The sequence below is a fragment of the Streptomyces sp. NPDC016677 genome (assembly GCF_055562815.1).
The window spans coordinates 513,781-526,704 of record NZ_JBVHEO010000002.1 but is presented as its reverse complement, the minus strand read 5'-3'; the positions used below and the strand labels follow the sequence as shown (position 1 = coordinate 526,704).

The window sequence follows — 12,924 nt, the reverse complement described above, 5'->3', positions numbered from 1 at the left end:
CCTCACTTCCGGCCCGCGGCGTGTTCCACCGCGCGCACGATCTTGACGTAGCAGCCGCAGCGGCAGATGTTGCCGCTCATCCATTCCCGGATCTCCTCCGGGGAGTCGGTATGGCCCTCCTTGATGCAGCCGACGCCGGAGAGGATCTGGCCGGGGGTGCAGTAGCCGCACTGGAAGGCATCCTCGTCGATGAACGCCTGCTGCAAGGGGTGGAGTTGGTCGCCGTCGGCCAGGCCCTCGACCGTGGTGACCTCGGCCCCCTCCAGACGGACCGCGAGGGTCAGGCAGGCGTTCTGCCGGTGTCCGTCGACCAGGACGGTGCAGGCCCCGCAGGCACCGGCGTCGCAGCCCTTCTTCGCCCCGGTCAGATCGAGGTGCTCGCGCAGCAGGTCCAGCAGGGAGGTGCGGTTGTCGACCGTGACCGTGTGGCGGGTGCCATTGACGGTCACGGTGAGGCGGCTGGAGGGCGCCGAGGGGACGGCTGCCGCTTCGGACTCGGACAGCAGGTCGGTGCCGAGGACGGTACCGGCGACCACGGCGGTCCCGACGGCCGTGCCGGTGGCGATGAAGGCGCGCCGGGTCGGCGCTATGCGCGACTGCGGGTCGGCGGGTATGGCGACGGGTTCTTGCGGTACGGGTTCGGTGGGCATGTGGGGAGACCTTCGCGTCGTGGACAGGGTCAACAGCACAGCGGTGGCGCCCGTGCGGGAGGGCATGGCCCGATGGCCTCCTGGCGGCAAGGAGGCTCACGCGGGTTCGGTTCGTAGGAGAGCTGGGTCCGGACGTCGTGTCGTATCCGGCCCGGGAGCGGGTTACTGGGCGGTGTAGCCGCCGTCGACGGGCAGGGCGATGCCGGTGACGTAGCTGGCGCCGTCGCTGCACAGCCACAGGACGGCCTGGGCGATCTCGTCGGCGGTGCCGAGCCGGTCGATGGCCTGGCCCGCTTCGGCCTGGCTACGGTCGAGTTCTCCGCCTTCGACCATGGCGTCGACCATCGGGGTGCTGATCGTGCCGGGGCAGACGGCGTTGATCCGGACGCCGCGGGAGCCGTATTCGAGGGCGGCGCTTTTGGTCAGACCGATCACGCCGTGCTTGGTGGCGTGGTAGGCGGCGCGGCCGGGGTTGCCGACGAGACCGCCGAGGGAGGAGCAGTTGACGATCGCGCCGCTGCCCTGGGCCCGCATGTGGCGCAGTTCGTGCTTCACGCTCGCCCAGATGCCCCGCAGGTTGATGCCTTGGACACGGTCGAACTGCTCGGCGCTCTCGTCTGCGGCGTCGGTGGGCGGGGGCATGATCCCGGCGTTGTTGTAGGCCATGTCGAGCCGGCCGAAGGCTTCGACCGTGCGGTCGACGGCGGCGGCGACCTGGTCCTCGTCGGTGACATCGCAGACCAGCGCGAGGATTCGGTGGCCCTCCTCGGCGAGCTGCTTGGCAGCATCGTTGACGGCGTCTTCGTTGATGTCGGCGAGGGCGACGGCGGCTCCCGAGGCGGCGAAGGCGCGGGCGGTGGCCAGGCCCATGCCGGAGGAGGCGCCGGTGATGAAGGCGACCTGGCCGGTGAAGTCGTAGGTGGGGTTCATGGAGTGGACTCCTCACGTCGGGTTTCGGCGACTGGTGTTCCCTGGGGGTTCCGGCGGGTCAGACGGTCTGGCCGCCGTCGACGACGAGGGCGGTGCCGGTGGTGAAGGCGGCGTCGTCGGAGCACAGCCACAGCACGGCGGAGGCGATCTCCTCGGGTTTGCCCAGGCGGCCGACGGGTTCGTCGGCGATGAGTCCTTCGCGCCCGCCGGGTCGGGTGTCGCCGAAGCGGCGGATCATCTCGGTGTCGATGATGCCGGGGCAGACAGCGTTGATGCGGATGCCCTCGGCGGCGTGGTCGAGGGCCGCGGAGCGGGTGAAGCCGATGATCCCGTGTTTGGCGGCGGCGTAGGCGGCCTGGCCCTTGAACCCCTTGACGCCGGCTCCGGAGGAGACGTTGACGATCGCCCCGCCGCCGTCCTGCCGGAGCATCTGGCGGACCTGCGCCCGGGTGCACAGGAACGCACCGGTGAGGCTGACAGCGAGGATGCGGTCCCAGTCGTCCTTGGCGGTATCGGCGGCCGTCTGGACGGGCTGCTCTACCCCGGCGTTGTTGAACGCGGCGTCCAGGCTCCCGAAACGTTCGACTGTCCGCTCGACAGCAGTCTGGACGTCTGTCTCGCTGGTGACATCACAGGTCAGGGCGATTGCCTTGCCGCCGTCGGCCTCGATGAGGCGGGCGGTCTCGCGCAGGCCCTCGGCGGACCGGTCGACGAGGGCGACCTGCGCGCCGGCGCGGGCGAAGGCCAGGGCGGTCGTGCGGCCGATGCCTGAGGCTGCGCCGGTGACGAACGCGCTCTTGCCGCGAAAGTCGTAGGTGACGGTCATGGGAGTCTCTCCCTCGATGGCGGAACGGTGGCTCGTCGGGCGGATGTCAGTGGTGTGCCGGTGTGGACGCGTCGTCCCGCACGGGGTCCGCAGCAGCGCGCTGGGCGACAATCCGTGTGCGGTGGCCGGTGCCGCTGAGCGCGAGCGCGATGAGCGGCAGCAGGGTGAGCGCGGCGAAGACAGCGCCGACAAGGGCCGGCCCGGTCAGGCCGAGTGAGGAGTCCAGGGCCCGGCCCGCGACGAGGGAGCCGGCGGCAATGCCGGTGTTGTAGCCGGAGGTGGTCAGCGCCGAGGTGAGGGTGGGGGCATCCCCGGCGAAGCGGACGGCCAGGGAGGTGACGACCGGGTTGACGGTGAACCCGGCCGCGGCCATGCCGAAGACCAGGACCACGGCGGCCACCGGGCTGCTGGAGGCCGGGATCAGAGCCAGGAGGATGAGGGCGGTGGCCGCCGACGCGGTGATCGTCGTGACCATCGGGCGGCGGTCCCCGAGACGTCCTCCGATGGCGGTGCCGCCCAGCGCCCCGATACCGAAGGCGATCAGCACCAGCGGCACGGCCCCGGCCGGGATGCCCGCCCGGTCGGTCAGCAGCGGGGTGATGTAGGTGTACGTCGCCAGGACTCCGCCCATGATCAGCACGGCTGCGCCGAGCGCCAGCCACAGCCGCCCCTGCTTGAGGGCCCGGACCTCGGCCCGCACCGACACCTCGGCCCGCTGCTCGGTGCGGGGGATGAACCGGCCGACGAACGCGGCGGCCAGCGCGGCGAGGACGGCCAGCGCCCAGAACGGGCCCCGCCACCCGGTGTAGTGGCCGACGAACGAGCCGATCGGCACACCGATCACGTTGGCCAGCGTGAGGCCGCCCATCATGACCCCGACCGCGCGCGTGGCACCGGCGGGCCCGGCGGTGGTGGTGGCGATGACGAAGCCGACGGCCCAGAACGCTCCGGTGGCCAGGGCGGTCACCACGCGGGCGGTGAGCACGACGGTGAATGAGATACTCAGGGCGGCGACGGCGTGCCCGAGGGCGAAGACGGCGAGGGCACCGATGAGGGTGTGGCGCTGCGGCAGGCGCAGGGTGGCCATGGCCATCGCGGGCCCGCCGACGATCATGCCGACGGCGAACGCGGTGATCAGCAGGCCGGCGTGCGACACGCTCACGTTCAGGTCGGCGGCCATCTCGGGCAGCAATCCGGCGATGACGAACTCGGTGGTACCCATCAGGAACGTGCCGGCGGCGAGCACCCAGACGACGAAGGGCAGCTTGCCGGCTGCGGTACCGGAGGCGGGGGGCATGCGGGGGTCCTTGTTCGAGATACGGGGGGGGGCGGGCGAGGCAGCGGCGGTACGGGCCGGTCAGCGGACCACGTCGACGGTCACTTTGGAGGCGGTGGCCAGCCGGCCGATGTCACCGTCGTCGGCGAGATGGCCGAGGATGACGATGCCGTCGGCGTAGGGGACATCGCGGTAGTAGAGGACCAGCTGGCCCCAGGGTGCGTAGTAGCCGAGGTCACCGGCCTTCGGGGCGGCTCCCTCCGGGACACCGGAGGTGGACAGCCGACGAGGAAGGTCGACGATTTTCTCGGCCTGATGGAAGTCCTCCAGTTCCAGGGTGAGCGGGAGTAGCTCGGCGAAGTCGCGGGCGGGAGGGCTGTCGTTCAGGGTGGCGTCGACGGGTCGGCCGTCGATGGTGAGGCGGATATCCATCGCAGTGCTCCTGTCCGATCCGGACGCGGCTGCTGACGCCGAGGTCGGGGGCTGCCCGGACGACGCGGCGGAGGTTGTTGTGGCGGGGGTCGACCCTGCAGGTGGGTCGTCGGAGCAGGCGGTCGCGGCCAGCAGTAGAACGCCGGTGATGGCGGTGGTGGTCAGGGCCTGGCGAAAGGTGTGGGTCATGGGGTGCTGGCCTGCGGGTCGGGCATGGGCTCGGCGTAGTGGCGAAAACCCTTGCGGTCGGTGTGCAGGCCGTACAGCAGCTCGGCAAGCGCCTCGGGGCTGGAGGTCGCGGAGTCGGGGCTGATCGCGCCGGGGACGATGAGCTGCGCGGCGTGAATGTTCTCCGGGGCGAGCGCGGTGTGGAGCATCGCCGCGTAGGCGCTCTCGGCGGCGAACGCGATCGAGGTGCCGGCCCGGTCGGGGTGCGGGCGTACCGCGCTGCCGCCGTTGACGAACAGCAGCGTGCCCCGCCCGAGCTCCCGCATGCCGGGCAGGACCGTGTTCACGCAGGTGAGCGGGCCCTTGACGGAGAAGGCCAACGGGTCGTCCAGGTCGGCCGCGGTGGTCTCCAGGACCGGCTTCATGAAGTCGCCCCGGGGCACCGGGCTGAACTGCAGGATCTCGACGGTGCCCAGCGTGTCCGCAGCTTCACGCAGGGCAGCGGTGAGGGAGGCGGGGTCGAGGACGTCGGCGGTGAAGCCGCGGGCGTGGACGTTCTCCCTCGCCAGTTCGGCTGCCAGGTTGTCCTGGTGCTGGGCGCTGCGCGAGAGGAGGGCGACGCTGTGGCCCGCTTTGCCGAAGCGACGGGCGGCAGCCAGCCCCAGGCCGGGGCCGGCACCGACGAGGGCGAAGGTGGTCACGGTAGTTCTCCTCAACAACGTGGGGGCGGGCGGGCCGCATCAGGGAGCCCGCGGAAAGAGCGGTGCGATTCGCGAGGGGTGGTTCTGGATGGCGCGCGTTCGTCGACGCCGCGCAGCCCTTGACGACCTGAACCAGGGGCCCGTGTTCAGCCGGTGGCCGGAGCTGCGGCGTACTCCTCGTCGGTGACAGGGTTCAGCCAGTGCACGACATCGTGATCGTCGTCGCCCTCGTTGATGGCCAGGTGGACCATCAGCCGGTTCGGCGCGGCACCGTGCCAGTGCTCCTCATCGGCCTCGAACAGGACGCGGTCGCCAGGCCGGATGACTTCCACCGGTCCGCCACGGCGCTGGCACAGGCCGACGCCTTCGGTGACGAAGACGGTCTGGCCCAGCGGGTGGCGGTGCCAGTGGGTGCGGGCACCGGGCATGAAGTGCACCAGCGACGCGGTGACCCGGGACGGTGAGGGGGCCGCGGCCACGGCGTCGATGTAGACGTCGCCGGTGAACCAGTCCGCCGGACCCTTGACGGTGTCGATCGAGCTGCGGGTGATCTGCACGGAAAGCTCCTTGTACGGGGGGTACGGGGGACAGGGGGATCAGGGCTTGAGGAGCGTCTTGATGGCGCGGCGCTCGTCCATGGCCTTGTAGCCTTCGGCGACCTGGTCCAGGGGTAGAGTGAGGTCGAAGACCTTGCCCGGGTCGATCCGACCCGACAGGACGCGATCGATCAGGTCGGGCAGGTAGCGGCGTACCGGGGCGGGCCCGCCGCGCAGGCCGACGTGGGAGAAGAACAGCTCCTGGCCGTCGACGGCCACCTCGTGCGGGACGCCGACGAAGCCGACGTTGCCGCCGGGGCGGGCGGAGTGCAGGGCCTGCTGCATGGCCTGGGCGGTGCCGACGCACTCCAGCACGGAGTCCACGCCGATCCCGCCGGTCATCTCCTTGATCCGGGCGACACCTTCCTCGCCGCGCTCAGTGACGATGTCGGTGGCGCCGAACGCACGGGCGAGCTTCTGCCGGGACTCGTGGCGGGACATGGCGATGATGCGCTCCGCACCCATCTCCTTGGCCGCGATCACGCCGCACAGGCCGACCGCGCCGTCGCCGACCACAACGGCGGTCGCACCGGGCTTGACCTCGGCGGCGTCGGCGGCCCACCAGCCGGTGCCCAGCACGTCCGAGACGGCCAGAAGCCCCGGCCAGAACCGCTCGTCCGGCACACCGTCGGTGGCCACGAGAGTGCCCTGCGCGTTGGGGATCCGGACGTAGTCTGCCTGGCAGGTGGACATGAACTCGCGGTTCAGGCAGTTCGACTGGAAACCGTTGCGGCAGTTCGCACAGGTGTTGTCCGAGGTGGCGAACGAGCCGACGACGAACTGGCCGGGCCGGACCGAGGTGACCTCGGAGCCGACCTCCTCCACGAAGCCGACGTACTCGTGGCCCATCGGATGTGCCTGCTCGGTCGGCTCTGCCCCCCGGTACGGCCACAGATCCGACCCGCAGACACAGGTCACCGCCGTGCGGATGACCGCGTCGGTCGGATGCTCGATCTTCGGGTCCTCCAGAGTCTCGAAGCGGATGTCGCCAGGGGAGTGGATCACTGCGCCGCGCATGAGAGGTTCCTTTGCCTACGGGTTGCAGGTGCGGCCCCGGAGCCTCGGGCGGCGGACCGCCCGAGAGGGGCGTGGAGCTGCGTCTTCGCTGCCTTGGTGGCCCCAAGGAGATGCACCACGCCTTCCAGGTAACCCCCTCTTCACGCGCGCAGCGAGTCACTGACAAGGGGTGTACCGGCAGTACATCCCTATGGCGGCGTGCGGGACGTACCGTCGAAGACATGGACAACCGTGAGGAGGTCCGCGAGTTCCTCACCTCGCGGCGCGCGAAGATCACCCCCGACCAGGCCGGACTGCCCTCCGGATCCCGCCGCCGGGTGCCGGGCCTACGCCGCAGCGAGGTCGCGGCCCTCTCCGACATGAGCGTCGAGTACTACTCCAAACTGGAACGCGGCAACCTCGCCGGAGTCTCCCCGGCCGTCCTCGAAGCCCTCGCCCGCGCCCTCCAGCTCGATGACGCCGAGCGCGCCCACCTGGTGAACCTTGCCCAGGCCGCCGACGGCTCCGACGCGCTCACCCGCCCCCGCCGCCGGCGTACCAAGGAGCAGTGGAAGCCGCACCGCAGCCTGCAATGGACCCTGGACGCGATCACCGCCGGACCCGCCTTTGTCCGCAACGGCCGCATGGACATCCTCGCCGCCAACCAGCTCTTCCGCGCCTTCTACACCGACGTCTACGCCACGTCCGGCAACCAGCAGAACCTGGCCCGCTTCACCTTCCTCGATCCCGCCGCCCGCCGCTTCTATCCGGACTGGGACGCCTTCGCCGACATCACCGTCGCCATCGTGCGTGCGGAAGCCGGCCGTAACCCGCACGACAAGGAGCTGCACGATCTGGTCGGTGAGCTGTGTACCCGCAGTGATGAGTTCCGTACCCGGTGGGGTGCGCACAACGTCCGCCATCATGGCACCGGCACCAAGCACTTCCACCACCACGCCGTCGGCGCCCTCTCGCTCGCTTTCGAGGGCCTGGAGATGGCCGCCGCCCCCGGTCTCACCCTCACCATCTACACCGCCGAGCCCGGCTCACCTTCCGAGGAGGGACTGCGTCTGCTCGCCACCTGGGCCGCCACCCAGGAAGCCGCCCCGGACACGAAACGGTCGGCGACTAGCTGACCGTCGACTGGGCTGGCCCCATGGGGGCTCGGTAATCTCGGGTGTGCAGCCTGCTGCGGGTCTGTCAAACGAGCGGTGTAACTAGGGTGGTTGGGGTTACTGGCGGGCGGCTGACAGGCGGCCGTCGAAGGTGATGTCGAAGGCGTTCAGTGCGGTCTTCCAGCGCATGGTCCAGCGGGTCTGGCCCTTGCCGGTGGGGTCGAGGGACGTGATCGCCATGTAGACGCACTTGAGGGCGGCCTGCTCGTTGGGGAAGTGGCCGCGGGCCTTGACCGCACGGCGGATCCGCGCGTTCACCGACTCGATCGCGTTCGTTGTGCAGACGATCCGGCGGATCACGGTGTCGAACCGCAGGAAGGGGGTGAACTCTTCCCAGGCGTTCTCCCACAGCTTCACGATCGCCGGATACTTCCGGCCCCAGGCGCCGGCGAACTCCGCGAACCGCTCCAGGGCGGCCTCCACCGTCGGAGCCGTGTGGACGGGCTTGAGGAGGCGGGCGATCTTGTCCCAGTCCTGGCGGGCGGCATAGCGGAAGGAGCTCCGCAGCAGGTGCACCACGCAGGTCTGCACGATCGTCCTCGGCCATACGGTCTCCACCGCCTCGGGCAGCCCCTTGAGCCCGCCGCAGACCAGCATGAGTACGTCGCTGACGCCGCGATTCTTGATCTCGGTGAGGATGTGCAGCCAGTGCTTGGCACCCTCGCCACCGTCGCCGGCCCACAAGCCCAGGATCTCCCGCCGGCCCTCGACCGTGACCGCGAGGGCCACGTAGATCGGCCGGTTGGCGACCGCGCCGTCGCGGATCTCGGATCTTCACGTGGATGGCGTCGATGAAGACGACCGGATAGACCGGGTCGAGGGGCCTGCTCTGCCATTCGGCCATGCCCTCGAGGACCTTGTCGGTGATGGTGGAGATCTGGCGGGAGACGTCGGCGCCATAGACCTCGGCCAGGTGGGCCTGCACCTCGCCGGTGGTCAGGCCCTTCGCGGCCAGCGAGATGACCATCTCGTCGACCCCGGTCAGGCGCTTCTGCCGCTTCTTGACGATCTTCGGCTCGAAGGAGCCGTCGCGGTCGCGGGACACGACGATCTCCACCGGGCCGACATCGGTCAGCACCGTCTTGGAGCGTTTGCCGTTGCGGGAGTTGCCGCCGTTCTTGCCCGTCGCATCGTGCTTGTCATAGCCGAGGTGGTCGGTGATCTCGCCTTACAGGGCGGACTCCAGCAATCGCTTGGTCAGCTGCTGCAGCAGCCCGCCCTCGCCGGTCAGCTGCAGGCCCTCGGCCTGGGCCCGGCTCACCAAATCGTCGATCAGCTGGTCGTCCACGGCCTTCGCCGACACAGCCGCTGCCGACTCGGCAGCGTCCTGCTCGGCTACGTTCTCACTGGTCATCGATGCATCTTCCATGATCGGGAGTTACACCGAACGATTTACAGTCCCGTCGACGCTGTCGACGTCGATGCTCAGCAGGATCCGCGGCGCTGCCTCGGTTCCGCGTCTGCTTTGGCCACTAGACCGAGGTCGGTGTCGCCGATGCGCAGGCCGAGGTAGAAGACCGGGCCTTCTTCGGGTACCCGAAAGAATCTCCTCGGCACCGCACAACTGTGTGTAAGAGTCGGCCAGAGCCTTCTGGTCGGCTGTCAGGATCACTGGCTGGACAGTGGACATGTTGCTCCTGTCGCGAACGGTCACGTTGCTGGGTAGACCGTCCGGGAAGGGTGAACCCATCGGCCCCACCTCGCCGCGCGGGACTTTCACAGCGACGTGGCCGTCCCAGCCGAGATGGCGGGTGGACACCGGTCTCCCGGGAGGGGCCGTACCCGCACAGCATCGATGGGATGGCCACTCTCATGAGGCTACTGAGGCCCGGCCCTGGTTGGCGACGAGCGAAACATAGACCGTGATCGCCGGTTGGCCAAACCGGCGATCACGGCAATCCTTGGAGGAGCTCGTCAGCCCCCCGGGCTTGGTGTTCGACATGAACACAGAAGGCTGCGCTGGGGCTCCCACACTCCAAGGAAAGCGAGTAGTCCTGTCTTATCCGATCAAGAAGCTTGCCCCCAATGCCAAGGGGAAGGTCCGGTACCGGTTCGTGGTCGACGCAGGCCCCGACCCGGTCACGGGGAAGCGTAAGCAGCTGACACGTACCTTCGCCACGCTGAGGGAGGCGAAGGCGGAGTACGCGAGCATCGTGCATCGTCGCTACGAGGCAGAGCGGGCACCTTTCAGTCAGGTCACGGTGGACGAGTGGCTCGATCAGTGGCTGGCCATGAAGGCCGAGGATCTGGAAGAGAGCACTGCCTACAGCTACACCATGATCCTGGCCCGCGTCCGCGGAAGGCTCGGGCACATCAGGCTCCAGGACCTCACCGAGGACCACGTCGAGGCATGGATGCGATGGGCGCTCCAGGAAGGGCGTGGGCGGGGAGGGAAGCCGGGCACCGGCCTGGGGGCAACCTCGGTCGAGATGTCGTTGGCCCGGCTGAAGGAGGCGCTTGACCGGGCAGTGACACGGGGCCTGGTCCGGGTCAACGTTGTTCGGGAGGTGGCCGTTCCCCGTAAGGCACGCAAGGCAGAGCGCAGGGCCAGGGCCGCAGTGCCGCCGTGGAGCGTCGCGGAAGTGCGCGCTTTCGTTCGTGCGATTGCAGGTGACCGCCTGCAGGCACCGTTCCTTCTTGCTCTGATGGGTCTTCGGCCGGCGGAGATCTGTGGCATGCGCTGGGCAGACGTCGACCTGGACGAAGCCACCGTGTCCATCACCAACACCCGGACGGTCATGGGGAACGACATCGTGGTGGAGAAGGCCACCAAGTCGCCCGCCGGTGAGCGGAAACTTCCTCTGCCAGGTCCGGTTGCGGCTGCCTTGAGCGCGTTCCGGGATGCTCAGGCAGACGAGAGGGCGGCGGCCGGGCAGGGGTACGAAGGCAGCGGCTACGTTCTCGTAGACGCCCGGGGCAGGGCGCTCAACGGACGCCAGCTGCGTGAGCGGGCCTACAAGGTCATAGACCGCAGCGGGCTGCGTCGGGTCCGTCTGTACGACGCCCGTGCGAGCTGCCTGACGTACCTGGCGAACCACGGGGTCCCGGACCACCTCCTCGCCCGGTGGGCCGGCCACTCTGACGTCCGGACCACGAAGCGCTGGTACGTGAAGCCGGATGTGGACGATCTGCGGCCGGCTGCGGACGCATGGGGAGGTCTGGCGAGTGGCTCCGCCCCCGTTGGGCGAAGGCGTGCTCGACGCGGGCGCGGACCTTGCGGTGAGAGCGGTTGTGTTCCTCTTTCCACGCTGGAAGGCCAGCCTGGCCGGGTGCGCGGCGGTGCGGAATGATCAGGCCGGTGCCCCTGTAGCCGCCGTCGGCGATCACGGTGGTGCGGCCGACGGCGTCCTTCGCGCCCGAGATTTCCCATGCCTTGCAGTCGTTGCGATTGCCGGTGACCGGCCGACCGACGGCGACGACGCGCCGGGTGTCGGCATCGATGACGACCTGGTGGTTGGTGGAGTACCGGTAGTTTTTCGACTGCTCGGCGACGGTGTGGTCGCGAGTGGGGACCAGGGTGCCGTCCACGATCAGCACGGCGTCCTTCCGGAACCGCCTGCGTTGCTGGAGCGCGAGCCTCGGGCCGAGGTGGTCGATGATGCGGTCCGCGGCCGACTTCGACACCCCGAGCAGCGGTGCCAACTGTCGCAGGGTGAGGTTCGTGCGCCAATACGCGGCGACCAGCAGGACCCGGTCCTCCAGCGGCAGGCTCCAGGGCCGGCCCTTCCGGACTGGGTCGGCACCCTCGCGCCGCAGTGCGGTGACCAGCTTGGCGAACTGTCGCGGGCTCAGCCCGGTGAACGGGGCTATCCAGGAGGGCTCCGACGCCGTGATCACACCAGTCACATCAAGATCATGTCATCGGTGGCTTCCTGCATCCGTCGGCAGACTGCCTTCCCGATACGGCCCGGACGTTGCAGGGAGAGAAAGGGGGCGGGGTTACGGCAAGGTACCTCCAGTCCCGAGCTGGATGCCGGGGCCTGTGCGACCCACCCCCCCATGGCCGCGAGTCCCTCACGATCTCCGTCCGGCCCATCGAGCCGCGATCGTATCTTGAGCCGCTGACAACACAGCCGACCCGAGAATCAGCGGCTACGGACTCTCTGCACGGCGCCCAGCTGAGGTAACCAGACGCGATGAGCCGAAGCACGGCAGTTGTCACAGGCGGAGCTGGTCGAGCTGATGTAGGAGACCGGTCGAAGCAGCCTGGTTGTCACCAGTGAGGCACGCTGTTTGTCACAGGTCCTCGTTGAGGACCACCGTGACCCGACCGGGAACGGCCTCTCAGTATCCCAAGCCGGCGTAGATGGTGACGTTCTTGCCGTTGTCCCTGGCTCCGACGCACAGGTCACGCCGGTCGAGCAGCCAGCCGTTGGAGCGGCAGCTCTCCTGCTGGAGACCCAGTTCGCGGATGATCTCCGGGCGGGACAGGCCGTCCCGGCTGGTGACCGTCGCGACGCGCCAGCAGCCGCCGGAGCCGCAGCTGGTGCCTTCGTTGACCAGGCTGATGCCCGGCGGCAATGAGGGGAGGGCCCTGGACGGCGGGGCTTCCGAGCCGTCGCTGATGATCAGCGCGTACAGGAGGCCGGCCACGAGGGTGAGGGTGAACTGCATCCCCAGGAAGCCGATCGCTCCGTTGCGGCGGGGAATCCATTCCAGGGGAGGGGAGTTCTCGTGCCGGCCCTCCAGTCCTGCGCCGCAGGCGATGAGCACAGGCGCCAGGGCCGTGAACACGAGATGCGCATCGGGCCTGGGGGCGTCGATCCAGCCCTGCTGGACACTGATCAGCAGACTGGCTCCGGCAAGCAGCGTGCCGCCGATCGCGAAGCCGACACGGCGGGTGCGGGCGATCGTCGTCCAGACGACGGCTGGCGCGACGGCGAAGAGTACCCCTAGGACGATCAGCATGTACGGGGGGACGTGCGGCCTCGAGCGCCCGGTTCCACACGGCCGGGGCGCACCTCAGGCCCACAGGCCGGTCGTTCATGCCGTGTGGTGCGGCGAAGCCTTCGTTGCTGTCCTGTCGCAGTGCAGCTGACAGATCGCGGGCCGCTGGCTTGCTGGGTTGCCATGTCGTGTGTTTAACGCCCGCGGGGGCGGTTTCAAAAAAAAAAATAATAACGGAAACGCGCGCGGGGGGGGGCCAGAAACAAAAACCCGCGCACCAGAACGGA

At 69.2% G+C, this 12,924-nt stretch carries 11 protein-coding genes and 3 pseudogenes; 2 read left to right on the top strand and 12 right to left on the bottom strand.

Translation table 11 applies throughout. The features are described 5' to 3' along the window. Positions 1–2: 2 nt before the first annotated feature. The 8 genes from ACZ3IG_RS07755 to ACZ3IG_RS07720 form a co-directional block, all read right to left on the bottom strand. Positions 3–650 carry a (2Fe-2S)-binding protein gene (locus ACZ3IG_RS07755; protein WP_073730447.1) on the bottom strand — a complete coding sequence of 216 codons (648 nt, stop codon included), beginning with the start codon at positions 648–650 and terminating at the stop codon, positions 3–5. A 162-nt stretch (positions 651–812) separates the two neighbouring features. After that, positions 813–1,580 (bottom strand): SDR family NAD(P)-dependent oxidoreductase, encoded by a 768-nt coding sequence (locus ACZ3IG_RS07750; RefSeq protein ID WP_383274933.1) that lies wholly within the window; start codon positions 1,578–1,580, stop codon positions 813–815. A 58-nt stretch (positions 1,581–1,638) separates the two neighbouring features. Next, positions 1,639–2,406: an SDR family NAD(P)-dependent oxidoreductase gene (locus ACZ3IG_RS07745; RefSeq protein ID WP_467429928.1), complete on the bottom strand. Its 768-nt coding sequence runs from the start codon at positions 2,404–2,406 to the stop codon at positions 1,639–1,641. 46 nt (positions 2,407–2,452) lie between these two features. Next, positions 2,453–3,703, bottom strand: coding sequence for an MFS transporter (locus ACZ3IG_RS07740; RefSeq protein WP_467429927.1), 1,251 nt, complete (start codon positions 3,701–3,703; stop codon positions 2,453–2,455). A gap of 60 nt (positions 3,704–3,763) precedes the next feature. Beyond that, positions 3,764–4,114, bottom strand: coding sequence for a cyclophilin-like fold protein (locus ACZ3IG_RS07735; protein ID WP_073730451.1), 351 nt, complete (start codon positions 4,112–4,114; stop codon positions 3,764–3,766). A 185-nt stretch (positions 4,115–4,299) separates the two neighbouring features. Beyond that, positions 4,300–4,983, bottom strand: a complete 684-nt coding sequence (locus ACZ3IG_RS07730; RefSeq protein ID WP_136236415.1) for an SDR family NAD(P)-dependent oxidoreductase — start codon at positions 4,981–4,983, stop codon at positions 4,300–4,302. A gap of 146 nt (positions 4,984–5,129) precedes the next feature. Further along, positions 5,130–5,540, bottom strand: a complete 411-nt coding sequence (locus ACZ3IG_RS07725) for a (R)-mandelonitrile lyase (RefSeq protein WP_123627072.1) — start codon at positions 5,538–5,540, stop codon at positions 5,130–5,132. A gap of 39 nt (positions 5,541–5,579) precedes the next feature. Then, positions 5,580–6,596: a zinc-dependent alcohol dehydrogenase family protein gene (locus ACZ3IG_RS07720; protein WP_467429925.1), complete on the bottom strand. Its 1,017-nt coding sequence runs from the start codon at positions 6,594–6,596 to the stop codon at positions 5,580–5,582. Positions 6,597–6,817: 221 nt separating this feature from the next. On the opposite strand from ACZ3IG_RS07720, the gene ACZ3IG_RS07715 reads away from it, so the two are divergent. Beyond that, the gene (locus ACZ3IG_RS07715) at positions 6,818–7,711 is read left to right on the top strand and encodes a helix-turn-helix transcriptional regulator (RefSeq protein WP_123627074.1); all 894 of its coding nucleotides are present in this window, start codon (positions 6,818–6,820) and stop codon (positions 7,709–7,711) included. A gap of 96 nt (positions 7,712–7,807) precedes the next feature. On the opposite strand, the pseudogene ACZ3IG_RS07710 reads toward ACZ3IG_RS07715, so the two are convergent. Beyond that, positions 7,808–9,104 (bottom strand): annotated as a pseudogene (locus ACZ3IG_RS07710) (IS256 family transposase). 33 nt (positions 9,105–9,137) lie between these two features. Beyond that, positions 9,138–9,380: pseudogene (locus tag ACZ3IG_RS07705) on the bottom strand (VOC family protein); the annotation flags it as partial. 301 nt (positions 9,381–9,681) lie between these two features. Between ACZ3IG_RS07705 and ACZ3IG_RS07700 the strand changes: the two are divergent. Beyond that, the gene (locus tag ACZ3IG_RS07700; protein ID WP_467430544.1) at positions 9,682–11,040 is read left to right on the top strand and encodes a tyrosine-type recombinase/integrase; all 1,359 of its coding nucleotides are present in this window, start codon (positions 9,682–9,684) and stop codon (positions 11,038–11,040) included. On the opposite strand, the pseudogene ACZ3IG_RS07695 reads toward ACZ3IG_RS07700, so the two are convergent. Both ACZ3IG_RS07695 and ACZ3IG_RS07690 read right to left on the bottom strand, forming a co-directional pair. Beyond that, positions 10,931–11,596 (bottom strand): annotated as a pseudogene (locus ACZ3IG_RS07695) (transposase); the annotation flags it as partial. The gene ACZ3IG_RS07700 and the pseudogene ACZ3IG_RS07695 overlap by 110 nt on opposite strands. 438 nt (positions 11,597–12,034) lie before the next feature. After that, positions 12,035–12,658 (bottom strand): hypothetical protein, encoded by a 624-nt coding sequence (locus ACZ3IG_RS07690; protein ID WP_467429923.1) that lies wholly within the window; start codon positions 12,656–12,658, stop codon positions 12,035–12,037. Between the last annotated feature and the right edge of the window lie 266 nt (positions 12,659–12,924).